We start from the raw sequence: 25981 nt of genomic DNA, 5'->3' as shown, positions 1-25981 counted from the left end.
TGCTAGGCGGCCATTTTCCGCTTGCGCAGCTCATCCAGCACCACCGCCAGGATGATCACCGCCCCGATAATCGCCTGTTGCAGGTAGGGCGAGATCCCCAGCAGGTCGCTGCCGTTCGACAACAGTCCCATGATATAGGCGCCGATCAGCGTGCCGACCACTGACCCCTCGCCACCCCTCAGCGAGCCGCCGCCAATCACCACCGCCGCAATCGCCTGCAGCTCATAGCCTTGCCCCGCCGTCGGCTGCCCTGTCATCAGCCGCGAAGTCTCGATCATGCCCGCCAGGCCCGTCAGCAGCCCGCCCGCCGCATAAATGGCCGTCACATGGAAGGCAACCGGGATCCCGGCGTAAAACGCAGCATCCGGATTCGACCCGATCGCGAATCCATACCGGCCCATCCGCGTGTGCTCCAGCAGCACGTGTACGCCGGCCGCGCACCCGAACAGCACATACAACACAAATGGAATGTGCAGGATCGCTCCCTCACCCAGGAACGCAAACTCTTTCGGCATATTCTGGATGGGCAGGCCGCCCGAGATGATCAGGCCCAACCCCCGGTAGATCCCCAGCGTGCCCAGCGTGACAATGAACGGGTTGATCTTCAGTTTGGTCACCAGCAGGCCGTTCACCGTGCCGCAGGCCAGCCCCGCCAGCACCCCCACCGCGATCCCCACCAGGATCGGCAGGCCCTGCGCCATCGTCATCGCGCCCAGCAGCCCGCACAGGGCCATAATCGAACCCACGCTGAGATCAATGCCGCCCGCGACAATGATCATCGTCATCCCCAGCGCCATGATGTTGATCACCGCGGTCTGGCGGATCACCGCTGCCAGATTCACAGCCGTCAGGAAATGCGGAGTCGCCGCCGACAGCCCGGCAAACAGCAGAATCAGCGAAATGAACGGCAACAAGCGTTGGATCATGCAACACGCTCCGGCTCGCCGCCACCCAGCGCGGCATGGCGCAGAATCTCCTCCTGGGTCGTCTGGCCGGGCAGTTCGGCTGCGATCCGGCCCTGCCGCATCACCAGGATGCGGTCCGCCACCTGCAACAGCTCCGGCAGCTCCGAGCTCACCATCAGCACCGCCGCTCCGCCGCGCGCCAGTTCGTCGATCAGCCGGAAGACCTCGATCTTGGCCCCGATGTCGATGCCGCGCGTCGGCTCGTCAAAGAGAATGATGTTCGCGCCCCGCGTCATCCAGCGCGCAATTACGACTTTCTGCTGGTTGCCGCCGCTCAGTTTGCCTGCCGGCTGGCTGGAGGCTGCGGACTTCAGATTCAACCGGGCCGACTGCCCATCCACGAGAGCCTGCGCCCGCGCCCGATTCAGGAACCCGAATGTCGATACCCGCTCCAGCGAAGCCATCAGCATGTTCTGCGCCACCGGCAACCCTACCGCTAAGCCGTACTTCTGGCGATCCTCCGGAATCAGGGCCATGCCCGCCCGCACGGCATCGCGCGGCGAGCGGATCCGCACCACCTGCCCCTGCACACTCACTGTCCCGGCATCGAGGGGATCTACGCCAAAGATCGCCCGGCACAGTTCCGTCCGGCCTGCGCCGATCAACCCAGCCAAGCCCACCACCTCACCGGCCCGCACCTGCAGCGAAACGTCGTACAGCACCCCGCGCCGCGACAGGCCCTCCACCCGCAGCATCTCCCGGCCCGCGGCCACCGGCTGCCGCTGATACACCGCCTCCAGCGGCCGCCCCACCATGTGCCGGATCAGCTCCGCCGTGGTCGTCTCCTGCATCTCGCCCGTGAACACGGTCGCCCCGTCCCGCAGCACGGTGACGCGATCGCCCAACTCCCTCAACTCATCCATGCGGTGCGTGATGTAGATGATGCTGGTGCCGCGGGCGCGCAGCCCGCGCACAATGCGGAATACTTCCTTCGACTCCGAGTTCGGCAGCGACGATGTCGGCTCATCGAAAATCAGCAGCGAGGACCCGTGCGCGATGGCCCGCAGGATCTCCACCAGTTGCCGGCCCGCCGGGCTCAACCGCTGCACCAGCCACTCGGCCTGCAGCGGAAAGTGATGCTCCTCGATCAGCCGCCGCGCATCCTCCAGCGCCTTCCGCCGGTGGATCAAGCCGAACGCCGCCGGCCGTTCCCGGCCCAGGTAGATGTTTTCGGCGACCGTCAGGTGCGGCGCCAGCAGGCACTCCTGATGAACCATCGCCACCCCGGCCCGCTGCGACTCCGCCGGACTCGCAAAGTCCACCAGCCGGCCCTGCCACTCCAGCGTCCCGGCATCCGGCCGTTGCATGCCGGCCAGAATCTTCATCAGCGTGGATTTGCCCGCGCCGTTCTCCCCCAGCAGCAGATGCACTTCGCCGCGCCGCACCTCGAGGTGCCCGTCCCTCAGGGCCACGACGCCCCCAAACCTCTTTTGCATCCCTCTGACCTGGAGAACCATCTCGGTAGTGCCGCTCACGCGAACTACACAGCTTATCAGCCATGCCCGAATTCGTTCACACGTCCCTCATCCAAACCTCCGTCGAACGGCTCTTCGCCTTTCACGAGGCGCCCGATGCCCTGCAGCGCCTCATGCCGCCCTGGCCGCCGGCCGAGGTGGTTTCGCGCGAAGGGGGACTCTCCGTCGGCGCGCGCGTCGAACTGCGAATGAAACTGGGGCCGTTCCGTCTCCGCTGGGTGGCGCGCCATGTAGAGTACGTGCGCAACCACCTCTTCGCGGACATACAGGAGCAGGGGCCGTTCCGCCGCTGGAGCCATCGCCACGAGTTTTCTCAGGAAGGTTCCGCCGCCCGCCTCACCGACCGCGTGGAATTCTCCCTGCCCGGGGGCCGCCTGGCGGATCTCATCGGAGCCGCCCTCGCCCGCCAGCAACTCCGCCGCCTCTTCACTTACCGCCACGCGGTCACGAAACAGGCGTGTGAAGAGTAAGGCTTACTCTCCAGGCTCGTCATCGAACGAATCGGCCGCGTTCTCAAACTTCGTGTAGTTGTGCAGGAACACCAGCGGCACCTTGCCTGTCGGGCCGTTACGTTGCTTGGCCAGGATCAGCTCCGCTACGCCGCGCAGGTCTTCGCGGTCTTTCTGGTAGACTTCCGGCCGGAAAATGAACGCCACCATGTCCGCGTCCTGCTCAATCGAACCCGATTCACGCAGGTCGGCCAGCTGCGGGCGGTGATCGCCGATGCGCTGTTCCGGAGCGCGGCTCAACTGCGACAGCACCAGGAACGGCACTTCCAGGTCCTTCGACATCAGCTTCATGCCGCGCGACAATGCGCCCACTTCCTGCACACGGTTTGAGTTGCGGCCCAGCGACGGAGCCGGCATCAGCTGCAGGTAGTCCACCACCACCAGGCCCAGGTCATTTGACGCCCGCAGCTTGCGCAGCTTGGCGTTGATGTCCATCAGCGTGGTGCTCGACGTATCGTCGATGAAGATCGGCGCTTCGTAAAGATCAGCCGCCGCCATGCCCAGCCGGGCGCGCTCTTCACGATCGAGATAGCCCGACCGGAACCGCTGCTGGTCCACCCGGCCCAGCGAACAGATGAGTCGGGTCAGCAGCGACTGCTTCGACATTTCCATCGAGAAGACGGCCACCGCCTTCGGATTCTTCTTGTTCGTGGCCACGTGCAGCGCCACATTCAAAGCCAGTGCCGTCTTGCCCATCGCAGGCCGCGCCGCCAGGATGATCAACTCACCCGGGCGCATCCCCCCGGTCATTTCATCGAATTTGATGAAGCCTGTGCTGACACCCTGCACCCGCCGGCCGGGGTCCAAGAACGCGTTGACGCCGCCCTCTTCGCTGTCGAACACCTGTTGAGCGCTCAGCAGCGAATCCTTCGCCCGCGCTTCGCCCAGCTTCAGCAGCCCTTCCTCGGCGTGGGAAAGGATCAGCGCCGGATCGTCCTCCGCCAGCATGCAGCGCTGGATCGTCTCCTGCGCTGAATAGATCATCTGCCGCAACAGGCTCTTGTCGCGGACAATCGCGATGTAGCTCTCAATGTGGAAGATTTCCGGCAGGCCCTCGTCCAGCGACGAAAGGTAAGTGAGGCCGTCCACCGCTTCCAGTTCGGCGTGCCGCATCAGCTCATTCGCCACCGTGACGCGGTCAATGCGCTCTTCCCGATTGTTCAAGTCCATCATTCGCTGGAAGATGCGGCGGTGTTTATCCAGCGAGAAGTCGTCCGGCGACAGGCTGGCCGCCGCCGTGATGAACGTGTTGCTGTTGATCAGGATCGAGCCCAGAACCATTCGTTCGGCGTACACATTGGACGGTAGGCCCCGCTCGAAGGACTGGTCGGTTTTCGAAGGCTGTGACATCGTGGAACTTTCCCAATGTCGCAATCCGCAGCCGCGCTTTCAACTAGTATTTCAGGCGCCCTTATGTTCCAACGGCTCAGCCTGTGGACACGCTGTGAAGATTGCGCGCGGCTTGCCGCCCGCAAATAAATTCTGACTGGAGTGTTCCCTTGCCCGGGCACGCAGGTCTAATCCGGGCAAGGGGTCTCACCTTCGGTTCCTTCGTTACTAAAAGGTACGTACCGCTCAGTGGGATCGAACGGGACCGGTGTTCCTGGAACGGCGCCGGTCCCGTTTTCGTTTCTGCCTTAGTGCAGCTCCACCTTGTTGGCTTCCAGCGTCGTGCCCAGCACCTGCTGCAGCCGCGCAACTGCCTTATTCCTCAATAGGAACGAGCCCACCAGCCGGCGCCTCGTATCCAGCAGTTCGTTCTGCCTGGTCAGCACCAGGAAGTTCGTACTCTCACCTGTCTGGAACAGCCGGATCTCGCTATCCATCTTCTCCGCTGCGGCCTTTTCCGCGGCGCGCGCCGCTTCCATCCGCTGTCGGGCCGTCTCCAGCGCCTGCAGCGAATTGCGAACCTGGGCCGTAATGCCCTGTTCCAGCTGCATCCGCGTCAGCTTCAGCCGCTTCTCCGTGATCGCCGTCTGCTCGAACTGCGCCTCCGCCGTCCGATTGCGGGGCGACCATTCGATCGTTAGCCCGGCCTGTACCGACTGGTAATTGCCGCTGAACAGATTCGACAACCCCTGGCCATAGCCGCCCACAAACGACGGTGGCACCGACCCGCCCACATTGATGGCAGGCAAGGCCGGCAATCCCGCAATGGTCGAAAGATCGTTCACCCGCCCAAAGAGGGGTCCGAATGCCGCCGCGAATCCACCACTCGACGTCGCCGGCACCGTACCCGCTAAACCCGAATTGATGTAATTCGCGTTCAGGTTCACCTGCGGCTTCGTACCACTGCGAGCCAGATCCTTCTGGACGTCGTTCTGCTGCGTACGCAGTTCCAGCGACCGCAACTCCGTCCGCTTCTCCAGCGCAATGGTCATGGCCTGCTTGAGATCGTCAATAGGCATCTCCAGCGTCGTGCGCTCCGACGGCATCAACCGCTCGTTCCACAACGGATCGTTGCGGTCCGGCGTGACGATCGTCTTGAGATCGTTCTCCGTCGCCGTCACCATGCCGATCGCCGTGACGTAGTTGTCGATGCGCCGTTGCAGTTCCGCCTCCGACGCCGCCAGTTCCACCGGAGCCAGCGTGCCCGCCGAAATCTGCCGCTGATTGCGCTCATGCTGGTCGCGCGCCAACCTGACGCCATCGGCCGCCACCACGGCATCTTCTATCGAAGCCGCCAGATCCCAGTACGCCGCCTGCGTCCGCGCGATCACGTCGATCACCCGCGTCTCAAAGTCCGTCTCCGACTGCAGCTTCTGCTTCGTCCGGATCTTCAGCACCGCCCGGTCGTTGTCCAGGTCCCGGTACCGCCACAGCGGCATCGAGAATCCGGCCGTCAGCCGCGACGTGAAGTTCGGATTCAGCGAAACGAACGGGTTGTTCGTGCTCTGCCGCTGGTTGTCGAAATCCACATGGAACGACAGGCCCTGCCACGGAGTCTTCTGCTTCACCGACAGGTTATTGGTCAGGTAGTGTTCACTCACCTTGCCGTTCGCCGCGGCCAGGCTGCTGGCGGCCGGCGAGTTATTCGCCTGCAGTGACGGCGAGAATAGCACCACGGAGTCAAACGCCCCGCGAGCGCCCTTCAAACCCGAGACCGAAGTCGCTACCGTGGTGCGCTCCAGCTCGATTTCCAGGTTGTTCTTCAATGCCAGCTGCACCGCATCCTGCAAGGACAAACCATGCTGGTTGCCGCTGACGCCGACACGCTCAGCCTTCGAAACTTCCTCCAGGATCTTCGTCATCTCTGCGTTTTGCGGGAATGTCAGATCCTGCGCCTTCTGCTGCGCCACCAGCGGAGCCGCGCCCACCAGCAGCAGGACCAACAGCATCGCCGTCACCGGCTGGATCACTTCCTTGCGCCGCGAGCGGCGTTTGAAGAATTCGCCCAGGTCGTCAAACAGCGTGTACGCCACCGGCGTCACCACCAGTGTCAGGATCAGCGCCATGGCCTGGCCGCCGATCACGACGATCGCCACCGTCCGGCGCGTACCGGCGCCGGCGCCCGAACCGAACGCCAGCGGCAGCATGCCCGCAATCAGCGCCGCAGTGGTCATCAGAATCGGCCGCAACCGGTCGTCGCAACCGCGGAACACCGCTTCCAGCCTCGGTACACCCTCTCGCCGCAGCCCCTTGATGTGGTCCACCTGCAGAATCGAGTTCTTCTTCACAATGCCGAACAGCACCAGGATGCCCAGCGATGTATACACCACCGAGAAGTTCTCGCCCGCCAGGAACAGGCTCAACAGCGCGAACGGAATGGACAGCGGCAGGCTGAGCAGAATCGTAATCGGATCCACAAAGCTCTCGTAGTTCGCCGCCAGAATCATGTACATGAACACGATGGACAGCAGGAAGGCGAACAGGAAGTTCGTCACCGCCTTGCCCAATTCCTTCGACCGGCCCACCGCTCCGTGCCGGTACTCCGGCGGCAGGTTCATCTTCACCATCTCCTCACTCACCGTGTTCAGCAGGTCGCTCAACGCCAGGCCCTTGTTCAAACTGCCCTGGATCAGCACGCGCCGCTGGCGGTTCCAGCGGTCGATCGACGTCGGGCCCGTGCCCAGCTCCATCGACGCCACGTTCGAGATCGGAACATTGCCCAGCGTCGCCGACGGCACGAACAGCCGCTCCAGCGCCTGTTGCGAGTTGCGGAACGGCTTCGAGACGCGCAACAGCACGTCGTAACGGTCGTCCCCTTCGCGATACGTCGTCACCTGGTCGTCGCCGCCCACCAGCACGCGCATCGCGTTCGCCACCTGGGCCACGTTCACATTCAGGTCGGCAGCCTTGTCACGATTAATCTGCACCCGTACTTCCGGCTTGCCCGATTCGTAAGTGAGCTCCAAATCGGCCATGCCCTGAATCGTGTTCAGCTTCGTCATCAGCCGCTTGGCATACTGCTCCAGCTTGTTCAGGTCCGGACCCTGGATCGAGTACATGAAATCGCGGTCCGCGCCGCCCGAAATCAGCGACGGCAACTGCACGCCCACAATCAGGTCTTTGTACTTCTTCAGCTTCTCGCGCGTGGTGTCCATCAGCATCCGCTGGCTTTCCTTGCGCTTGCTCGTGTCCACCAGTTCGACAATGATGGATCCGCGGTCCACCTGCCGGCGCTGATCCGCGCCCACCGTCGTCAGCAGGTCCCGCACGCCCGGCAGCGTCCGGATGTCTTTCTCGATCTGCGCCATCACCTGCGTGGTGCCTTCCAGCGAACTGCCCACCGGCATGCGCACCGAAACTTCAAACTCGCTCTGGTCCTCAACCGGCAGGAAGTCGACACCCATGCGGCTCATCATCGGGCCCGTCGAAATCACCACCAGAACCGAAACGATCACAATCACCCAGCGGTGGTTCAGTGACCACGCCAGCAGCGTGTGGTACGGCACCGACATGTACTTGTGGAAGAAGCCCGCCTTCGTGTCGTGGGCTTTCTTGCCCAGCCGCAGGAAGCGCGAACACAACATCGGCGTCAGCGTAAAGCTCACCAGCAGCGAAATGCCGATGGCGAATGCCGCCGTATACCCGAAGCTCGACATGAACCGGCCGACAATGCCCGGCATCAGCGCGATGGGGATGAAGATGATGATCAGGCTCAACGTCGTGGCCATCACCGCCAGGCCAATCTCCCGCGTGCCGTGGACCGCAGCCTCCATCGCCGTCATGTTCTTCTCTTCCATGTGGCGGAAGATATTCTCCAGCACCACAATGGCGTCATCGATCACGATACCCACCACCAGCGTCAACGCCAGCATCGTGATCTGGTTCAGCGTGAAGCCCATGTAGTTCAACAGCGAAAACGTGGAAATAATCGAGGTCGGAATCGAGATGGCCGCGATCAGCGTCGAACGCCAGTTGCGGATGAACAGCATCACAATGATTCCGGCGAATACGCCGCCCAACACCAGGTGCTCCTGCACCGCTTCAAACGCGGCTTCAATGAACCCCGACTGGTCTCGGGCGTAAGTGATCTTGAAGTCCGGTGGCAGCGACTTCTTCAACTGCTCGATGCGCGTCTTCACCGCCGCAATCACGTCCAACGAGTTCGTGCCCGACTGCTTGCGTACCGCCAGCACCACCGCGCTCTCGCCATTCAGCCGCGCCAACGACCGCGGCTCTTCAAACCCATCCACCACCTGCGCGATATCGGCGACCCGAATCGGCGCGCCGTTGAGATTGCCCACGACGATCCGCTCAAAATCCACCGGCCGCTCCACGCGGCCCATCGTGCGCAGCGAAAGCTCCCGGTTTCCTTCGTCGATGCGTCCACCCGGGATTTCAATATTCTGCGCCGCCAGCGCCGCCCGCACCTGCTCGATGTTCAGGTTGTACGAGTACAGCTTCTCGCCGTCCACCACCACCTGGATCTGCCGCTTGCGCTCGCCCACGAAACGCACCTGGCCCACGCCGCTGATCGATTCGATGTTCTTCTTCAGCCCATCGTCCGCCAGCTTCGTGATCTCCCGCAGGTCGCGGTTGGCCGATACCACTACGTTCAATACCGGTGCCGCGTCCGTCGCGATCTTCTCCACCACCGGAGGCTTCGCGTCCTTCGGCAACTGGCCCAGCACCGTGTTGATCTTGTCGCGCACTTCCTGCGCCGCGATCTCCGGATCCTTCTCCAGCAGGAACGCGATCGAAATGATCGATACACCTTCCGCGGACGTCGAGTTCAATTCGTCGATGCCGCTGATGGTGTTCACCACCTCTTCCATCGGCTTCGTGACCTGGGTTTCCACCTCTTCCGGCGAAGCGCCGGCCAGCGTCGTCGTGATGTTGACGAACGGAAACTCCACCTTGGGGAAATAGTCCACGCCCAACTGCCGGTAGCTGGCCATGCCCACCACCATCAATGCCAGAATCAGCATGGTGGCAAACACCGGGCGCTTGATGCAGATCTCTGCTAGTCTTTGCATGCTCGTGCGCCTCCGGCTAGTTCTGTCCGGTTACCCGTACCGGGGCGCCGTTCGTCAACATCGGCACATTCGAAACGGCCACCGTCGCACCCGCCGCGATCGTGCCTTCCGGCATCTCCACCATTCCGTTCGTGCCCAGGATCTGCGGAATCTTGTGCTCCACCGCCTTGCCGTTCTCCACCGCGAAGAACTTGTTCAGCCCCGCCACGGTGTAGACCGCTTCCTTCGGCACCGCCACCACCGGAAATGCCTTGTTCGTCACCAGCCGCACCTGCACGAACGAGCCCGGCTTCAGCCGCGCATCGCCGTTCAGCAGCCGCGCCTCCGCCGTCAACGTCCTCGAACGGTTGTCCAGCGCCGGATTCAGCTCCCGCACCACCGCCTTGAACGTCGCGTTCGGCACCGCCTCCGTCGTGAACTCCAGCGTCGTCCCGACACGGATCTCCGAGACCGCCGACTCCGGGATCTCCGCCCGCAGCCGCAGCGGCGTCGCCTTCACCACCGTGTAAATCGCCACATTTTCCTTGATGTACTGCCCCGGCGACACATGCTTCATCTGCACAATGCCGTCAAACGGAGCCACCACCGTCGCGTCCCGCAGGCGCTTCTCGGCCAGCTTTACATCGGCCCGTAGCGAGCGGATCGCCGCCAACTGGGTCCGCAGCTCGTCCTGCGTCGCTTCCAAAGCAGCCCATCGGGCCCGATACGCCTTTTCCAGCTCAGTAAAACGCTCTGTGCTGATGTCGCCCGTCTTCACCAGCTTGGCCGCGTTCTCATACTTCGATTTCGCGTCTTCCATCTGCGCCTTCGCCTGCCGGGTCTGCGGCGTCGTGTCTGGAATCTCGTCCTTCGTCGGATCGATGCCCACCCGCGCCATCGCCTGCGCCAGCGAACCGCGCGCGCGCTCCACCTGCAATGCCAACTCCTGCGTGTCCAGCTCAGCTAGGATCTGGCCTTTCTTCACCGATTGGCCGAAATCATAGTTCAGCTTCGTAATCCGTCCCGGTACCTCTGAGCTCACCGTCGTCGTCTCATCCGGCTGCAGGGAACCCGTCGCCATGATGGCGCGCTCCACGGTCTGGGCCACGGCTGTGGCGGTCTTGATCGAAATCGGATCAGGTGCCGTCGTAGCTTGGGCTGCTTGCGGTTCTTTCTTGCCGCAGCCGGCGGCTAACAGGACTGAAAGGAAGAGAACGGCCAGGGAAAAGGCACGCGACATATACTACAGGTCTCCTTCCGCACGGGGGCGGATGCCATTTAAAAAAAGATCAACGAACTCACGAACGATTTCGTTCCGCGGACGATCCGGCAGCGGGCAGCGAAATACCGTCGAAACCAACCCATAGTGGGCAATCGGTCCCACAAACGCGAACGCAAGAGTCTGCGGATCAAAGCCCCGGAAGGCGCCATCCTTGATGCGCCGCTCCATGTAGGACGCAACAAAGGCCTTGAACTGCGTCGTGGCCCGCTCGTGCCACAATTCCGCCAGTTCATGACCCTCCAACCCGCTGAACAGCAGCAGCCGGATCTGCGCCGGGTCGTCCAGGTACCATCCCAGAATCATCTCGCCCAGCGACTGCAGCAGGCCCACATCGTCCTGCTCGTCATCCACCTTCCGCACACTGAGATCGAAAGTCTTCGACGCTTCCGCCACCATATGGTCCACAATCGCCGTGTATAACTCCCGCTTCGTCGCGAAATGCTGATAGAGCACCGGCTCACTTACCCCAACGGCCGATGCCAGCTCGCGCGTCGTCGTGCCCCGGAATCCGCGCTGCGCAAACAGTTCCACGGCCGTCCGCAAAATGGCGGCCCGCCGCTCGCCGCTGCGCAATCGCTGCTTCCCGGCTACTGGAGTTTCGAAATTAGCGTCCGCTAACATAGCGACTACTAAGATAGCAGGCGCTAGCTTGGTCAGGCAACGCGACAAAGATCACTTCATCAGCAGCGCAACCTTTTTCCGTATTTTCCCGTCTCCCCTATTATGGTAAGCGTATGAAAATAGATAAGTTAATACTGATTGGATTGCTTGCCTCGCTCCCCTCCGCAATCCTCCTTGCGCAGGTGCCGGATTCCGTCATCGATAGCTCGTCAAAGCTCTATGACTCCAGTGTTCTCCATCAATTCGACCTGACCATGAGTCCGGAGGATTGGGCGCTCCTCAAGCAGAACTACACCGAAGACACCAACTACAGGGCCAGCATGAGCTGGAGCGGCATCACCGTTCCTGATGTCGCTGTCCGCAGCCGCGGCGCCACCAGCCGTTCCGGTGTGAAGCCGTCGCTGAAGATCTCAATCGATAAATATGTGGATGGCGCCAGGTTTCTTCTCCAGAAATCCCTGGTGCTGCTCAACATGATCCAGGACCCGCCCATGCTGCGCGACTACCTCAGCATGCAGATGTTCCGCCGGGCCGGCGTACCCGCACCTCGCAGCGCCTATGCCCGGGTCAATGTCAACGGAGAATTCCAGGGGCTGTACCTCCTCGTCGAGGACATCGACACGCCCTTCCTGGCTCGGAATTTCTACACCAATACGGGCTGGTTGTACGAATACAATCTGAACAACATCTATCACTTCGAGGATCTCGGAGACGATCCGGCCGCCTACTCGCCCGATCCCTTCGAGCTCAAAACCAATAAGAAGACGCCCAATACCGCCGAGCTGATCAGCTTCATCAAGGCTGTCAACTCCACCACGCCCGAGACCTTCGTCGACGAGATCGCCGGCCACCTCGATATCAACCGCCTGCTGCGCCACCTCGCCGTGGAGACCTATCTCGGTGAGATCGACGGCATCGCCGGCGTCGTCGGATCCAATAACTTCTATCTTTACCAGGCCGGCGCCGGTGCTCCCTTCGAATTCATTCCCTGGGACAAAAGCGCCGCGCTCAACTACTGGGACGAAGGCATCTGGGAGCGCCTGGATGAGAACGTCATCCTGCACACCGCCCTCCAGGTGCCGGAGCTGAAACAGCGCTACCTGTTCCATCTCAGTGAAGTGAATCGCCTGGCCGGCGGCAAGGACGGCTGGCTCGACCGCCTGGCGGCCAAAGCCATTGCCCTCACCCGGACCTCCGCCGCCGCCGATCAGTTCAAACCCACCACCCAGGCGGAGTATGATGAGGCCTTGGATTGGACGCTGTACACCATCCGCAACCGCTTCACCTTCCTCCAGGAGGCGCTCGCCGCCGAGGGCCTCAAGAATGAACCGGCTGATTCGCCCGTGTCGGCCACAACCGCCCGGACCCTCACCCGATGACACACCACGGGCGCCGCCTGTTCTTCAAGGCCCTGCTGGCCGGGGTCGCCGGCGCCCGTCTCCTCCGTTCCGCCCCCGCTCCTTCCACCGCTCGACTCCAGTTCCTGCCGGGCGGCGGAGCCTCCCTCCTGTGGGTCCTCACTGAGCCCGGCTCCGGGCTCCTCTCGTGGCAGGCCGGCGATGGCGAATGGGCCCAATTCGAAATCGGCGTACGCCCCCTGCCGCCCCAGGTCACCGGGCTCGACTCCGAACTGGAACTGCTCATCGCCCGCCTGCCAGACCTGCCGCCCGAAGCTAACATCCAGTACCGTCTCGAGTGGAATGGAGCCCCCGCCGGCTCCGGCACGTTTCGCACGCCCGGCCCGCATGGCCCCACCGCCACCTTCCTCGCTCTCGGCGACTCCGGCTCGCAACTGCCCGTGCAGTTCGCCATTGCCGCCGCGATGGAGCAGGAAACCGACGCCGATTTCGTCCTCCACGTTGGAGATATGGGCTACCCCGCGGGCAGCTTCACTGACCTCCGCGAGGCCTACCTGAAACCCTATGCCGCCCAGATGGCGCGCATTCCCTTCTACTCTTGCCCCGGCAATCACGAGTACTACACCGACGTCCTGCGGCCTTACATGAAGCTCCGCCTGGGGCCGGAAGACCAGTGGAGCTACTACTCCGTCCAGCATGGCCCGGTCCACATCATTTCCGTTGATTCGAACGATCCCGTATTGCCCGACCCCGAGGTCAATCGCATGCTGCCCTGGCTCGAGCAGCAGTTGCGCGACAGCACGTCCTTCTGGCGCGTCGTGCTCTTTCACCATCCGGCCTATACCGCCGGCCTGCACCGCGACGATCCCTTTGTCGCCATTGCCCGCGAACGCCTCGCCTCCCTTTGCGAGCGCTACGCCGTGCCCCTCGTCCTCAACGGCCACGAGCACTTCTACCAGCGCACCTGCCCCGTGAAAGACGGACAGTCGGCGAAGGACGGTGCCGGCACCACCTACATCATCACCGGCGGCGGCGGAGCCCCGCTCTACCCGTTCTATGTCCACCCGCTGACGGCCTACGGCGCTTCCGCCTTCGAATACTTGAAGGTGCACATCGATGGGCTGCGCATGGTAGTCAAGGCCTACGACCAGAATCGCGTCGAACTGGATAGTGTCGAAATCGCGCCCGCCCCGGCCCTCCGCGACGTCGTGAATGCGGCCGACCAGCGGCCTGCCCTCGCCCCTGGTTCCCTCGCCGTCCTGCGCGGCTTCCATCTCCTGCCGGGCCGCCCGGTCCGCCTGCGCTGCGATGGTCAACCGCAGGACGTGATCGATTCCAGCGCGGTTACCGCTCAGTTCCAGATCCCTTACACCGCCTCCAGCGTGGTGCGCATCCAGGTGGAGACGCCCAACGGCCTGGCGGAAATGGAAGCCGCCATCGCCCCGTTGGCGCCGGCCCTCTTTCCACCCGATCCGAACCTCGTGCTCGCGCCCGGGGCCTCTTCCAGTCTTCTGGCCACCGGCCTCGGTGTGATGGCCGGCGACAGGCACGCCGCCCCGGCAGCCCTCGCCATGGCCTGCAGTCTCCTGCCTGTGATCCCCCAGCCCACGGCGCTGCCAGGCGTGTTCCGCCTGGACTACACCATGCCCGTGGATGCACCCGAAGGTAGCGTCGAAATCCGGCTCAACGCCGGTGAGGAGTGGAGCGGCCCCGTCTTTGTGACGGTGGCGATCAGTCCCGCACAATCAGCTTGAACAGCCGCTGGTGAATCTCATAGCGGGATTCGTGGACGAACTCCAGTATCTCCAGCAGCTCTTCAAAGGTCGCTTCGTCGTTCTGGCGCAGTTGCTCAGGATTCCGGAACAGCACCACCCACCCCATGTGCGAATCGTTGGGCAGCCGCAGCAGGTACTGTCGTAAACCTGACAGATCCGCGCTCACTGGCGCGGGTGCGGACGCATTTGCCGAGAATCGCTCCAGCAGCGACGCCAGGTCCGCGATCGGCGTGTCTCCATCGAGATTCAGCACCGAATATCCGGCGCGATGCAGGGCCGCGGGCAGGCCCGCCCAGAGTTGTTCCGGGACACTTGGATCCAGCCACACTACCGGCGTGCCCGGATCCTCCACCCGCAAGATTATCTGACCGAGGGATAAACTCATGGCGGAGTACTTATAGTCTTCCAGCATATGCGATAGACTTTCCCGACAGGAACATACTTTGGAGGAAATCCCATGACCCGGCGCGAAATGTTGGCGGCAACCACCGCCCTGGTGCCCGCGGCGATGGCGTCCGGCCGTACCCGCATGACCATCCAGCTCGATTGCGGCTCAATCGGCGTAAAAGCATCGCAACCCGAGGCTTTGGCCTACGCTGCCCGCTTCGGCTTTGAATCCGTCACGCCCGATTCCGGCTGGCTGGCCGCCCAGGATGAAAGCACCGTCAAACGCCTGCTGGACGACATGAAGGACAAGAAAATCGTCTGGGCCAACGCCGGCCTGCCCGTCGAGTTCCGCAAGACCGACGAGGAGTTCGCCAAGGGGCTCAAGGATCTGCCCGTCCGCAGCACCGCCCTGCGCAAGGCAGGCGTCACCCGTATCACCACCTGGCTCTCGCCCAATAGCGACACCCTCACCTACCGCGAGAACTTTGACATCCATGCGCGCCGCCTCCGCGAGTGCGCCCGCATCCTCAAGGCCGACGGCCTGCGCCTGGGCCTCGAATATGTCGGCCCGAAAACACTCTGGACCGCGCGCCGCTACGCCTTCATTCACACCATGAAGGAGATGAAGGAGCTCATCGCGGCCACCGGCGAATCCAATATTGGCTTCGTCATGGATAGCTGGCACTGGTACACCGCCGGCGACACCGTGGCCGACATCCTCTCCCTGGCGAACAAGGACGTCGTCTCCATCGACCTCAACGACGCCCCGTCCGGCGTGCCCCTCGATCAGCAGGTGGACAGCAAGCGCGAGGTCCCCTGCGCCACCGGCGTAATCGCCGTGGCCGACTTCCTGAACGCCCTGAATAAGATCGGCTGTGATGCGCCCGCCCGCTGCGAGCCGTTCAATGCCGCCCTGCGCGCCATGCCGCCAGACCAGGCACTCCAAACCACCGTCACTTCCATGAAGAAGGCCTTTGCCCTGATCACCTAGGAAACGCCTTAGCCCAAGCCCCGGGAGCGCATTGGCTTTTACCCCGCCCATGCGCTATTCTCAGCCGTTCAGGGAGTTCTTATGATTCTAGGTCCTCTGGATTGGGTGATTGCCCTTGCGTCGATCCTGATTTGCTTTATTCCGGCCCTCTTTTTCGGTAAACGATCAGGCAAGAGCACGGCGGAGTTCTTCGCCTCAGGCCGCTCCGTTCCCTGGTGGCTGGCCGGCCTGTCGATGGTCGCCACCACCTTCTCTTCCGATACCCCCAACCTCGTCGCCAACTTCGTTCGAACCCAGGGCGTCGCCGGCAACTGGCAATGGTGGGCCTTCACCCTCACGGGTGTTTCTACCGTCTTCTTCTACGCTCGCCTGTGGCGCCGCTCCGGCGTCCTGACCGATCTCGAGTTCTACGAGGTCCGCTACTCCGGCAAAGCTGCATCGGCCGTACGCGGCTTCCGCGCCGTCTACCTCGGCCTGTTCTTCAACTGCATCATCATGGCTTCGGTCAACCTGGCGGCCTGCAAGATCGCCAGCGTGCTGTTCGGCATGAGCCGCTGGCAGACGCTGCTGGCCGTCGGCCTGCTCAACGTCGTCTTCGCCGCCCACTCCGGCCTGTGGGGCGTGCTGGTCATCGACATGATTCAGTTCTTCATCAAGATGACCGCCGTCATCGCCGCGGCCTACTTCGCCGTCAAGCTGCCCCAGGTGGGCGGCATGGCCGGCCTGGTGGAGAAGCTCTCCCACAAAGTCGGGCCCGGCGGCCTGAACTATCTGAACGTGCTGCCCGACTTCACCAGTAGTTGGGACTTGGCCCTGGCGGTGTTCATCATCCCCCTTACCGTGCAATGGTGGGCGGTCTGGTACCCCGGAGCCGAACCCGGCGGCGGCAGCTACATCGCCCAGCGCATGCTGGCTTCGAAATCCGAGAAGGACGCCCTGGGCAGCTCGCTGTTCTTCAATCTTGCCCACTACGTCCTGCGCCCCTGGCCCTGGATCATCGTCGGCCTGGCCTCGATCATCATCTACCCCGAACTCTCCGACATCCAGAAGGCCTTCCCCCACGTCGACCCGTCCCTCGTCGGCCACGACATCGCTTATCCGGCCATGCTCAAGTTCCTGCCCACCGGCTTCATCGGCCTCATGGTGGGCGGCCTGGTGGCGGCCAACTCCTCCACGATCCTGACCCACCTCAACTGGGGCGCGTCTTACCTCGTCCACGACTTCTACCGCCGCTTCCTGAAGCCAGGCGAAACCGAAAAGCACTATGTGAAGGCCGGCCGCTGGGCAACGGTCCTGCTCTTCGTTGTCTCCTCGGCCATGGTGTTCGTGCTGCAGACCGCGCAGGATAACTTCAACATCATGTTGCAGGTGGGCGCCGGCACCGGCCTGCTCTACCTGTTGCGCTGGTTCTGGTGGCGCATCACGGCCTGGTGCGAGATCGTCGCCATGGTGAGCTCCTTCGCGGCCTCCATCGGGTTCCTCATCCTGCACAAGAACGGCATCGTCCTGGGCACGTACAAGGAACTGCTGCTCACCATCGGCTTCACGACCCTGTGCTGGGTGATCACGGCCCTGTTCGGACCCCAGACCGACCACGACAAGCTCATCAGCTTCTATCGCCTGGTGCACCCCATCGGGCCCGGCTGGACCGAAATCCGCCGTCTGGCCGGGGTCGATCCGGTCGAAGCCGCCGCCTATGCCCGCCAGGACAATATCCCGCTGGCTATGGTCGGTTGGGTCACCGGCGTTTCTGTGATCTGGTCCGGCCTATTCCTGGTCGGCAACTTCCTGTATGGCCGCATGGACTATGTCGCGATGCTCACCGCCACGCTGGCTGTCAGCGGCACTATCCTGGTCCTGGTCATCCGCCGGCTGTGGGAGTAAGGCGGCTCGAAGGATAGACCATACTGAAGGTTCCGGATTGGGCATACTAGGCTCAAGCCCATGCCCAATCCGAACTCCTCCCCTTCGCGCCGGACATTTCTCCAACTCGCCGCCGCTGCCATCCAGACCCCTAAATCGAACCTGCTCTACGTCGGGACCTACAACCAGGTCGATGGGCCGGAAGGCACCCGTGGCAACGGTAAGGGCATCCACCTGTTTCGGATGGATCCCACCACCGGCGCCCTCACGCCAGGCGAGGTTCTGACTTCGGTTCCGAATCCCTCCTCGCTTGCTCTCCATCCGGATGGCAAACACCTCTACTCGGCCAACGAAACAGGCACCTCGAAGGAAGAGAAGGGCTCGGGTTCGGTCAGCGCCCTGTCGGTAGACCGGGCAACCGGCCATCTCACTGTCCTGAACACGGTTAGCTCGCGCGGCGCCGGTCCGTGCCACCTCAGCGTGCACCCTTCCGGCAAGTATGTTTTTGTCGCCAACTACCACGGCGGCACGGTGGCGGTGCTGCCAGTTCAGGCCAATGGCTCGCTGGGGGCTGCCACTGATGTGAAAGAGGGACAGGGCAAGCTCGGAAATCTGCCGGCCGCCAGCGCGCCTCCAGGCAGCTTTGCCATCAGCGGTCACGAACGTACGCACGGTCACATGATCCAGTCCGACCCGTCGGGTAAGTTCATTGTCTCGACCGACCTGGGCCTCGACCGGATCTACGTCTGGACTCTCAACAACGGAAAGCTCGTGCCTGCGGCGATGCCTTACTTCCAGGCCCCATCCGGCGACGGGCCGCGCCACTTTGCCTCGCATCCTAAGGGCAAGTGGCTCTACAGCATCCAGGAAGAGGGCTCCACCCTGATCGCCTTCGACTATGACCCGGCCACGGGCAGGCTCGCGGCCAAGCAGACCATCAGTTCGCTGCCGAAAGGCTTTGCCGGGACGAACTACACATCCGAGGTAGCTGTGTCGGCGGACGGCCGTTTCCTGTATGCCGCCAACCGGGTGCACGACTCCATTGCCGTCTTCGGGATTGGAGCGAACGGCACGCTCTCCTGGGTGGGCGAAGAGTGGACGCGCGGCGACTATCCACGCAGCTTCAGCATCGATCCCAGCGGCCGGTTCCTGTACGTCTGCAACCAGCACGGCGATGCCGTCACATGCTTTAAAATCAACGCCCAAACGGGCATGCCGGCCTTCACGGGGCAGTACACGCCGGTGGGCACGCCGTCGATCATTACGTTCCTATAGAGTTTCGGCGGCAGCCAGGTCTTCAGGCCGGCCCACATCACGCCAGGCGCCTTCGATCGCGGAGATACGCACTTCGCGCCCCTCGTCGAGCATCATCGTGAAGATGGACGTGAGTTCATATTCGCCTCGTGGCGACTTCTCGAGACGGTCCAGATAGGGGAAGACCTGGGGACTCATGGAGTAGAGCCCAGCGCTATTCCACCGGGTTGTGGACGTGCCCTGGGGGGGCTTCTCCACGACCCGTGTGACCACGCCCTGCTCTTCGTAGACAGCCGCGCCCTGCCAGGGGTCATCGACGTCCTTGACACCCATCACGGCCAACGTCGCCGGATTGTCCGTCAGGGTGTTGGCGCAAAGGGTGTAAGCGGCAGGCGGGCAGAGGATGTCGGCGAAGGTCAGCAGGAACGGGTCGGCCGCGGCGAACTCGCGAGCCAGGCGGGTGGCTGAACCGGTGCCGTCCAGCGCTTCCTGGACGCGGAATTCGACGGGCAGGCGCCACTTACCGAAGTAGTCCTCGACCATCTCACGGCGGTAGCCGGTGACGACCAGGAACCGTTCTACTCCAACCGAGGCCAGCCCATCCAGGACATGTTCCAGCATGGGACGCCCGCGCACGGGCAGCATGGCCTTGGGGGTATCGACCGTGTACTCGCCCATTCGGGTGCCGCGGCCCGCGGCGAGGATCACCGCTTTTCGAATCATGTGCAGACTCCTACAGATACAATGCACCAGCGCAGGGGGTAGCGGCCAGCAGGTGTACCTCAGGTACGAATCCTGACCGTTTTGAGTAATATCGCTCGATCACCCCGGCGCGCACCTTCTCGAGTTCGGGGGTGCGGCAGAGGATGACGGCGCAGCCGCCGAAACCGGCTCCGGTGAGACGGGCGCCTAACGCTCCGGAGGCGCCGGCCGCCAGGACGAGTTCGTCCAGATCGTTGTTGCTGATGCGCAGGTCGTCGCGCAGGCTGACGTGGGAGGCGTTCAGGATACAGCCCAGGGACTGGCCGTCGCCCTCCTTCAGGGCCTCGACGGCGCGGGTGACGCGGCTGGCTTCGGTGATGACGTGCCGGAAGCAGCGCTGTTCGGGATCGCGCAGGCGGCTGGCGGCCATGGACTTGAGGTTGCCCACGGAGTGCTGGGCCAGGGCCTCGCCGAACGAATCGAAGCCAAGCTGGCGCAGGCCGCTGGAGCCGGCGGTGCGGCGGGCGTTGTACTCGGCGCGGACCTCGCCGGATTTCTCGGCGGTGGTGAGGCTATGTGCAACGAGGAACGAGAGTTCCGCGGGAATCGGGACGGGCGCCACGGACAGCGGCGCGAAGTGGATGAGCAGTGCGGCGCCCTGGCGGCAGGCCAGGACAGCGGCGTGGTCCATGCCTCCGCCGCGCGTACCGACGAAGTACTCGCCCTCGGGCAGGATCTCCATCAACTCCTCGAAGTTGGCGTCCAGGCCATTGGCGCGGAGCAGGGCCAGGGTGATGCCCGTCAGCAAGGCTGAGGAGGAGGACAGGCCCGCAGCTGGGGGGAGGTCCGAGACCACGGCGAGGTCGATGCCGTAGTTCAATTCCCACTTGTGCTGGACAGCCTGGGCGGCGGCCTTGATGTAGTTCTCCCAGTCGCCGGGGGCGGAGGGCTGGAGCCGGGCGGTCCACTCGAACTCGCGGTCGCCAAAGACGTCTGAAGCGGCGCGGATGCGGCGGTCTTCGCGGCGGCGGAAGGCGATGTGGATATGGCGGTCGATGGCGATGGGCAGCACCGGTAGCAGGTGGTAGTCGATGTGTTCGCCGATCAGGTTGACGCGGCCGGGCACAGAGAGCGAGGCGGGGGCGCCTTCGCCAAAGCGGGCCGCAAACAGGGCGGCGGAATCAGGAGTGGGCATGGTTCACCTACAGAATGGCGCGGCTTTCATACAAGCCGCAGTGTCTTCGAAAACCCAGCGCCGGTAGACGCGTTCAGCGGGCTGGTCGGCCGGATGGACGGAGAAGTACGTGATCTCCATGCCGGGGCGTAGCAGTTCCTGAACCAGGGTCGAAGCCGGACTGGTCGCCCGGCCTTGCCCACGATGGCTACTTCGAGTGTAACCGTTGCCGAAGCCGAAGCCTCCGGCCAGGCCGCCCAACGGGCATGCCGGGGGAACTGGTCCCGAATCGGAGGTTTTTCAGAGATCGGCGGCATTCGCGGAGGGCCGTCACAAGGGTAGCGTATTTTTTCTCATCTCGTCTTTTGAAGAAGATAGCAGGAAACTGAGGGGCAGTCCGGGCGCGGGTCGTTGACCAGCTGTGTATCTTCTGCCCCGGAGGTTGGTATATGGCTGAGCGGATTTACAAATTGCAGCCGGATCGTACGGTCCAGTTGCGGGGTTTTGATCATCTGGGAGCATCGGCGGCGGTGCACCATGCGACGGCGAACGGGTTCTCGGTGTCGGGCCAGTTCCGGGATGCCGCGGATTTCGCGGTGGTGGTGTTGTACGACGCGGATAACTTCTACGAGCACCACGACTTGAAGTACCTGCCGGACTTCCGGTTCGACGGGCTCAAGCTGGATTTCTACGTGACTTATTCCGGGCTGATGCCCTTGACGTCGAAGAAGTATCCGACCATCGACTGGCCATTCCTGGACGTGGAGCTGGCGAGCGGCGGGCGGACGAAGGTGCGTTTGTCGGACCACGCGAGCGTGGTGGCCACGCCCGACGAGCCGGCTCGCGCCGAGTTCAAGATTGCAGGCGAGGACCTGGACGCCTGGGACCGGGTCACCCTTTGGTATCAGAACTATGCGTTCGACTATGTGGTGCCGGGCAAGGTGCGGACCGAGTACGAGATCTATGCCGAGGGCGAGGGCCACTTCCATTCGGTGGTGATCCGGGACCGCGGCTATGGGTATGAAGAGTTGCACGGCGACAGCTCGGCCGAGGTGGCCCAGGAGCTGAGGGACCGGATCAACGGGGTGGCTCCGGGCTACGAAGCGGATCCGGAGATCAAGGCCTTCGAGGGCGAGCATCCGTGGATGATCCAACTGGAGCGGCGGCTGGACGATGGGACGAGTGTTCCGGTGAATGTGGACGGCAGCTTCGTGGAGCACCTGTATCACGTGAAGGAGTCGACTGTGTGCCGTGCGCTGCGGGACCAGATCAACGCTGCAAGTTACGATACGGCCTCGACTTACGCGCTGCAGGCGGAGTTGGACGGCACGACGCTGAAAATCCGTACCACGGAGGGCGGATACGACACGAATTTCCTGCGCATGTATACGACATCGAAGAACGGACGGCTGTCGGCCGGACCGGATCACGTGCAGTTCGGGGGCGGCACTTCGACCGCCAAGCTACACATTTCACTGGACTTCGGGGCACTGGGGTTGAAAGAGATCCGGCAGATGTGGCTGACGCTGGCTCCGCGGTTGGCGGACAGCCAGGAGTACGAGGGCTCGCCGTGGTCGGCAACCTTCGAGAACTGGACGTTGACGGGGCCTGAGGAGGTGCGGCGGCTGAGTGTGGCCGGTAGGGACAGTGTGCGCATCGGGTCGCTGGACGGAAGGTGCTCATTCGAAGGGGCTTGGCAGCCGGAGGATGGTTTCTTCCTGGACAATTCGGCGCGCGTGACGCGCGTGGCGGGGGCGTCGGTGACGGTGCGATACCACTGCCAGAAAACGCATGATTTGTGGCTGGGCACCTCGCTCTACGGGGACAGGGGTGGGGTGAGTGTAGAGGTAGACGGGGTGAAGGCGGGCGAGGTAAACGCGCTGCTGGGGGCGGAACCGGCGGTGGTGACGCGACGGCCTGCGGCACAGGGGGTGGCGCCCGGGCATCACGTGGTGCGATTGACGTCGTTGTCGAGCTCGCCGTTTTACTTCGACTACCTGCAGGCGGTGGTCGCCGGAGATGTGCCGGAGGCGGCGCTGGCGGACGCGTTCCTGACCCCGGCGCTGGACTATTCGACGGACCATGCGTACAAGCTGCCACCGGCGCGGATCCTATGGATTCTGGACAAGTTAGGGGCCGTGGGGCCGTTGAACGAGTACATCGGAATCTTCTGGTGGAACGAGCGCAAGCGGGTGGGTGGGGTGATGCCCGGGTTGTGCCTGGAGTTTGGCGGCGCCTTCACGCCGGGGGACCAGGTGTTCGTCGACATCGGCGGGCAACGGTGTGGAAAGACAGTGCTGGCGGCGGAGGTTCCGGACTCGATCGCGCGGCATTTTGCGTATCTGATTAACGCCAATTACGTGGGCGTGTGGGCGGCGGCGGACGAGGCGAAGTTGTGGATCCGGGCGCGATCGGCGGCGGCGGCGTACGAGTTTCCGGTGAAGGCGTGGGTGGAGCGGGCGGCGGAATCGACGGGTACGGTGACAGGGGTGCCGGGGCAGTTGACGGGCGGGTCGATGGGGGACTGGGTGGTGGATGTGGAGGCGGAGCATGCCGTGAACGAGGGGGCGCGGGCCTGGCATTCCGACTTCTACCGGCTGTGTGCGGCGTCGGGGCGGGCGGTGACGACGGCGGTCTCGATGGAACTGGTGAATCCACCGCCGGGCTTTGCGGCTCAGTACCTGGACGGGCGGCCGGTGCTGACCGCCATGGGGTTCGGGGGCTTGAAGTCGTCGCACTGTTCGTTTTCACCTGAGATGCAAGCTTTTCAGATCCGGGTGTTTACGGAGATTGCGGGGCTGATGTCGGCGGCGGGGGCGACGCCGGACCTCCAGATGGGCGAATTTACGTGGTGGTACTTCAGCAACCGCACCCAGGAAAATCCCTTAGGGGGGATGGCTTACTACGACGCTCAGACGAATTCGGCGGCGAAGGCGGTGCTGGGCCGTCCATTGCATCCATTTGGGGGGCCCGACGACGATCCGGAGGTGAACGGAGGAGCCGATGCGCTGTTTCTACGGAACAGGTTACGGGACTTTGCGGCGGCGATCGGACGTGCGGTGAGAACAGCCTATCCCTCGGTCAAATTAGAGATACTCTTCCCAAATGACGTCAATCATCCTAAGCCGATCGGAATCCATCAGTTAGGGGGACGGCTGAACCGTGGGGTGAACCTGCCGTCGGAATGGGGTACTAAAGTTTCATCCGGCTTCGACCGATTCAAGATTGAAGCATTGGACTGTGGTGCGTGGTCCAGAGACCTGGACTTGGCTCGAAAATGTATGCGGCTTCCGATTGAGCTTGGCTGGCCGCCGGGCGCCGTTCGAGCCATGATCCCCGTGTTCAGAGGCTCGTACCCATGGTTCCGGGAGGTTGCATATGCGAAGGACCTCAAGATGGACTGCACGAGTCTTTGGGCCTTCGACCATGTCTGCCTCTATGGGATTAATTTGTCGGCGCTGGGTGTGGGCCGAGCGTACCGATTTCGATGAGCAGGCAGGTTGGTTAGGGGATTTTAGGATCCCTGATGGGGTAGCCAACCCTGAGGCGAAGGAACATTTGCACCTAGTGGGGTATGAACCTGCAAGGTCACTGGTACTATTCGCTAGTTAGCGGAGAAAGCGGATGCGTTGTCAAAGGTGCGGGAAACCGATCAGCCCGCTGAGGCAATTGACGGACCGCGAGTTCTGTTGTGAGGGCTGCCGGAAGCGTGGGGCGAGAGCCTCTGCTTCGATGATGAGGGACCTGGAGTTCGAGGAAGATCCTTTCTGGGAGTCGAATCGTTCCGGTGCCAGCAAGCCACAGCAACAGAGCAAGTCGTCCAACACTGCCTTAGCCGGAGCTGTGTTCGGGGTTCTGGCCGCCATGTTGGGACTCCGGTTATTGTTTCCGGACAGCAATACGGGTGGGCCGAGCCCCCTGGCTACCTCCGCGCCCACTACTTTGCCGAGCTCGGGCGATGACCGCGACTTGGCGCGGCGTTCCAGTTTTTCCAATAGTTGGGCGAGCTGGCTGCAGAGCCATATGCCCGGCGAACAACCGTTGCGCGTGAAGTCGGATTTCCGCAGCCGGATTTCGGAATGGACGGGCGGGACGACCGGCTGGGCGTGGAACGGCAATGCGGTGACACCGGGCAAACTGAGGTTGTGGCGGCCCACGTTGAACAGCAAGGACTATGAGCTGCAGTTCCGGGCCTCCATCGAGCGCAAGGGGATGGGCTGGGCTTTCCGGGCGCGCGACACGGACAACTACTACGCGACGAAGATCCTGCTGTCGAGGCCGGGCGAAGTCTCCGGGGCGAGCATTGTGCGTTATGGTGTGATGAATTCCTGGACGTTCGACCGGGCGGAGCTGCCGCTGCCGATCGCGTTGCAGAAGGACCGTCGGTATAACATCACGGCGATGGTGCGGGGCAGCCGGTTCACGACGCTGATTGACGGGCATGTGGTGGATGAGTGGTCGGATTCGCGGCTGCGGTCAGGCGGCGTGGGATTCTTCTCGGATGACGGCGATTCGAGCGCGATTGAATGGGCGGATTTTCGGGAGCAGAAGGGCTGGCTGACCCGGTGGCTTTCGGCGTCGTTGTTTATTCCTCCGAGCTTGATGGCGCCGTAGGGCGGGTTGTGGATGCCCGGCTGGTGATCCACCGAGGTGGCGGCGTGCAGGTAAAGGGTCGCGCTGGGGAACTGAGTGGAGGCTTTCGGTAGCTATCCGCTCACTGACGTTTGCGGCTCCGTCAGAGTTGGGGATTGGGGCGATCCATTGGGGTTGACAGCACGATGGACGTCACGGTGGGCCCGAACAGGCTGAACTTCTGAATGAGCTGTTCCAGCTCGGCTACGTCGCGCACCGAGGCTTTCAGGACGAAGGCTTCCGCGCCGGTGACGTGGTGGCATTCCTCTAGACATGGCTCGAGCGGCACGATGCGCAGGAACTTCGGATACTCCTTGGGCGGGACGTGGACGCGCAGGAAAACCCGTAGGGGCCGGCCGATGGCGGCGCGGTTGATGCGCGCGGTGTAGCCCTGAATGATGCCCTGATCCTCCATGCGGCGGACGCGTTCCGCCACGGCGGGCGGGGTGAGCTGCACACGCCGGCCGAGCTCGGCAAAGGGCATGCGCGCATCCTCCTGCAATAGTTTCAAAAGCTGCCAGTCCCTCGCGTCCATCGATTCCATGGTGTTTCCTCCATTCGGCTTACGATCCCGTCTGTTCAAAACCGCCCT

The 25981-nt window shown here is 63.1% G+C and carries 18 protein-coding genes; 8 read left to right on the top strand and 10 right to left on the bottom strand.

Annotated features, from left to right (window positions below; translation table 11 throughout):
* Positions 1-2: 2 nt before the first annotated feature.
* Entirely contained in the window at positions 3-926 is a 924-nt protein-coding gene (locus ACR9Y2_RS37955) for an ABC transporter permease (protein ID WP_435047127.1), read from the bottom strand.
* On the bottom strand, positions 923-2401 hold the full coding sequence (locus ACR9Y2_RS37950) for a sugar ABC transporter ATP-binding protein (protein ID WP_435047126.1): 1479 nt from the start codon (positions 2399-2401) through the stop codon (positions 923-925). Before ACR9Y2_RS37950 ends, ACR9Y2_RS37955 begins: the two co-directional genes overlap by 4 nt.
* Before the next feature lie 62 nt (positions 2402-2463).
* Between ACR9Y2_RS37950 and ACR9Y2_RS37945 the strand changes: the two genes are divergently transcribed.
* Entirely contained in the window at positions 2464-2910 is a 447-nt protein-coding gene (locus ACR9Y2_RS37945; protein WP_435047125.1) for an SRPBCC family protein, read from the top strand.
* A 3-nt stretch (positions 2911-2913) separates the two neighbouring features.
* On the opposite strand, the gene dnaB is transcribed toward ACR9Y2_RS37945, so the two are convergent.
* The 4 genes from dnaB to ACR9Y2_RS37925 form a co-directional block, all read right to left on the bottom strand.
* Positions 2914-4299, bottom strand: coding sequence for a replicative DNA helicase (dnaB, locus tag ACR9Y2_RS37940; protein WP_435047124.1), 1386 nt, complete (start codon positions 4297-4299; stop codon positions 2914-2916).
* Between the two features lie 287 nt (positions 4300-4586).
* Complete coding sequence (locus ACR9Y2_RS37935) at positions 4587-9371, bottom strand: efflux RND transporter permease subunit (protein WP_435047123.1); 4785 nt, start codon at positions 9369-9371, stop codon at positions 4587-4589.
* Between the two features lie 16 nt (positions 9372-9387).
* The gene (locus tag ACR9Y2_RS37930) at positions 9388-10590 is read right to left on the bottom strand and encodes an efflux RND transporter periplasmic adaptor subunit (protein ID WP_435047122.1); all 1203 of its coding nucleotides are present in this window, start codon (positions 10588-10590) and stop codon (positions 9388-9390) included.
* 3 nt (positions 10591-10593) lie between these two features.
* Positions 10594-11253, bottom strand: a complete 660-nt coding sequence (locus ACR9Y2_RS37925; protein ID WP_435047121.1) for a TetR/AcrR family transcriptional regulator — start codon at positions 11251-11253, stop codon at positions 10594-10596.
* Positions 11254-11366: 113 nt separating this feature from the next.
* On the opposite strand from ACR9Y2_RS37925, the gene ACR9Y2_RS37920 reads away from it, so the two are divergent.
* Both ACR9Y2_RS37920 and ACR9Y2_RS37915 read left to right on the top strand, forming a co-directional pair.
* Positions 11367-12632, top strand: coding sequence for a CotH kinase family protein (locus ACR9Y2_RS37920; protein ID WP_435047120.1), 1266 nt, complete (start codon positions 11367-11369; stop codon positions 12630-12632).
* The gene (locus ACR9Y2_RS37915) at positions 12629-14365 is read left to right on the top strand and encodes a metallophosphoesterase (RefSeq protein WP_435047119.1); all 1737 of its coding nucleotides are present in this window, start codon (positions 12629-12631) and stop codon (positions 14363-14365) included. The genes ACR9Y2_RS37920 and ACR9Y2_RS37915 overlap by 4 nt, the downstream gene beginning before the upstream one ends.
* Here the strand turns inward: ACR9Y2_RS37915 and ACR9Y2_RS37910 are convergent.
* Complete coding sequence (locus tag ACR9Y2_RS37910; RefSeq protein ID WP_435047118.1) at positions 14343-14798, bottom strand: hypothetical protein; 456 nt, start codon at positions 14796-14798, stop codon at positions 14343-14345. The genes ACR9Y2_RS37915 and ACR9Y2_RS37910 overlap by 23 nt on opposite strands.
* Positions 14799-14843: 45 nt before the next feature.
* Between ACR9Y2_RS37910 and ACR9Y2_RS37905 the strand changes: the two genes are divergently transcribed.
* The 3 genes from ACR9Y2_RS37905 (at position 14844) to ACR9Y2_RS37895 (ending at position 18902) form a co-directional block, all read left to right on the top strand.
* Positions 14844-15764, top strand: coding sequence for a sugar phosphate isomerase/epimerase family protein (locus ACR9Y2_RS37905; protein ID WP_435047117.1), 921 nt, complete (start codon positions 14844-14846; stop codon positions 15762-15764).
* Between the two features lie 81 nt (positions 15765-15845).
* Positions 15846-17648: a sodium:solute symporter family protein gene (locus ACR9Y2_RS37900; RefSeq protein WP_435047116.1), complete on the top strand. Its 1803-nt coding sequence runs from the start codon at positions 15846-15848 to the stop codon at positions 17646-17648.
* 60 nt (positions 17649-17708) lie between these two features.
* Positions 17709-18902, top strand: coding sequence for a lactonase family protein (locus ACR9Y2_RS37895; protein ID WP_435047115.1), 1194 nt, complete (start codon positions 17709-17711; stop codon positions 18900-18902).
* Here ACR9Y2_RS37895 and ACR9Y2_RS37890 read toward each other — a convergent pair.
* Both ACR9Y2_RS37890 and ACR9Y2_RS37885 read right to left on the bottom strand, forming a co-directional pair.
* Positions 18897-19604, bottom strand: coding sequence for a nucleotidyltransferase family protein (locus ACR9Y2_RS37890; protein WP_435047114.1), 708 nt, complete (start codon positions 19602-19604; stop codon positions 18897-18899). The two genes, ACR9Y2_RS37895 and ACR9Y2_RS37890, sit on opposite strands and share 6 nt — an antisense overlap.
* Before the next feature lie 10 nt (positions 19605-19614).
* Positions 19615-20778 (bottom strand): galactokinase, encoded by a 1164-nt coding sequence (locus tag ACR9Y2_RS37885; protein ID WP_435047113.1) that lies wholly within the window; start codon positions 20776-20778, stop codon positions 19615-19617.
* Positions 20779-21206: 428 nt separating this feature from the next.
* Here ACR9Y2_RS37885 and ACR9Y2_RS37880 point away from each other — a divergent pair, with 428 nt between their 5' ends.
* Both ACR9Y2_RS37880 and ACR9Y2_RS37875 read left to right on the top strand, forming a co-directional pair.
* Positions 21207-24248: a non-contractile tail sheath protein gene (locus tag ACR9Y2_RS37880; protein WP_435047112.1), complete on the top strand. Its 3042-nt coding sequence runs from the start codon at positions 21207-21209 to the stop codon at positions 24246-24248.
* Between the two features lie 241 nt (positions 24249-24489).
* On the top strand, positions 24490-25371 hold the full coding sequence (locus tag ACR9Y2_RS37875) for a hypothetical protein (RefSeq protein ID WP_435047111.1): 882 nt from the start codon (positions 24490-24492) through the stop codon (positions 25369-25371).
* A 121-nt stretch (positions 25372-25492) separates the two neighbouring features.
* Here the strand turns inward: ACR9Y2_RS37875 and ACR9Y2_RS37870 are convergent, their stop codons facing one another.
* The gene (locus ACR9Y2_RS37870) at positions 25493-25933 is read right to left on the bottom strand and encodes an Lrp/AsnC family transcriptional regulator (protein ID WP_435047110.1); all 441 of its coding nucleotides are present in this window, start codon (positions 25931-25933) and stop codon (positions 25493-25495) included.
* Between the last annotated feature and the right edge of the window lie 48 nt (positions 25934-25981).

It is taken from the genome of Paludibaculum fermentans, assembly GCF_051172195.1.
Lineage (GTDB): Bacteria > Acidobacteriota > Terriglobia > Bryobacterales > Bryobacteraceae > Paludibaculum > Paludibaculum fermentans_A.
This window is presented reverse-complemented; position numbering and strand designations above follow the sequence as displayed.

Excerpts from the sequence above, each read along its gene's own strand:
- dnaB (WP_435047124.1), bottom strand. The coding sequence starts at position 4,299 with ATGTCACAGCCTTCGAAAACCGACCAGTCCTTCGAGCGGGGCCTACCG.
- ACR9Y2_RS37950 (WP_435047126.1), bottom strand. The coding sequence starts at position 2,401 with ATGCAAAAGAGGTTTGGGGGCGTCGTGGCCCTGAGGGACGGGCACCTC.
- ACR9Y2_RS37885 (WP_435047113.1), bottom strand. The coding sequence starts at position 20,778 with ATGCCCACTCCTGATTCCGCCGCCCTGTTTGCGGCCCGCTTTGGCGAA.
- ACR9Y2_RS37925 (WP_435047121.1), bottom strand. The coding sequence starts at position 11,253 with ATGTTAGCGGACGCTAATTTCGAAACTCCAGTAGCCGGGAAGCAGCGA.
- ACR9Y2_RS37930 (WP_435047122.1), bottom strand. The coding sequence starts at position 10,590 with ATGTCGCGTGCCTTTTCCCTGGCCGTTCTCTTCCTTTCAGTCCTGTTA.
- ACR9Y2_RS37890 (WP_435047114.1), bottom strand. The coding sequence starts at position 19,604 with ATGATTCGAAAAGCGGTGATCCTCGCCGCGGGCCGCGGCACCCGAATG.
- ACR9Y2_RS37900 (WP_435047116.1), top strand. The coding sequence starts at position 15,846 with ATGATTCTAGGTCCTCTGGATTGGGTGATTGCCCTTGCGTCGATCCTG.
- ACR9Y2_RS37915 (WP_435047119.1), top strand. The coding sequence starts at position 12,629 with ATGACACACCACGGGCGCCGCCTGTTCTTCAAGGCCCTGCTGGCCGGG.
- ACR9Y2_RS37935 (WP_435047123.1), bottom strand. The coding sequence starts at position 9,371 with ATGCAAAGACTAGCAGAGATCTGCATCAAGCGCCCGGTGTTTGCCACC.
- ACR9Y2_RS37905 (WP_435047117.1), top strand. The coding sequence starts at position 14,844 with ATGACCCGGCGCGAAATGTTGGCGGCAACCACCGCCCTGGTGCCCGCG.
- ACR9Y2_RS37895 (WP_435047115.1), top strand. The coding sequence starts at position 17,709 with ATGCCCAATCCGAACTCCTCCCCTTCGCGCCGGACATTTCTCCAACTC.
- ACR9Y2_RS37870 (WP_435047110.1), bottom strand. The coding sequence starts at position 25,933 with ATGGAATCGATGGACGCGAGGGACTGGCAGCTTTTGAAACTATTGCAG.
- ACR9Y2_RS37945 (WP_435047125.1), top strand. The coding sequence starts at position 2,464 with ATGCCCGAATTCGTTCACACGTCCCTCATCCAAACCTCCGTCGAACGG.
- ACR9Y2_RS37910 (WP_435047118.1), bottom strand. The coding sequence starts at position 14,798 with ATGCTGGAAGACTATAAGTACTCCGCCATGAGTTTATCCCTCGGTCAG.
- ACR9Y2_RS37920 (WP_435047120.1), top strand. The coding sequence starts at position 11,367 with ATGAAAATAGATAAGTTAATACTGATTGGATTGCTTGCCTCGCTCCCC.
- ACR9Y2_RS37880 (WP_435047112.1), top strand. The coding sequence starts at position 21,207 with ATGGCTGAGCGGATTTACAAATTGCAGCCGGATCGTACGGTCCAGTTG.
- ACR9Y2_RS37875 (WP_435047111.1), top strand. The coding sequence starts at position 24,490 with ATGATGAGGGACCTGGAGTTCGAGGAAGATCCTTTCTGGGAGTCGAAT.
- ACR9Y2_RS37955 (WP_435047127.1), bottom strand. The coding sequence starts at position 926 with ATGATCCAACGCTTGTTGCCGTTCATTTCGCTGATTCTGCTGTTTGCC.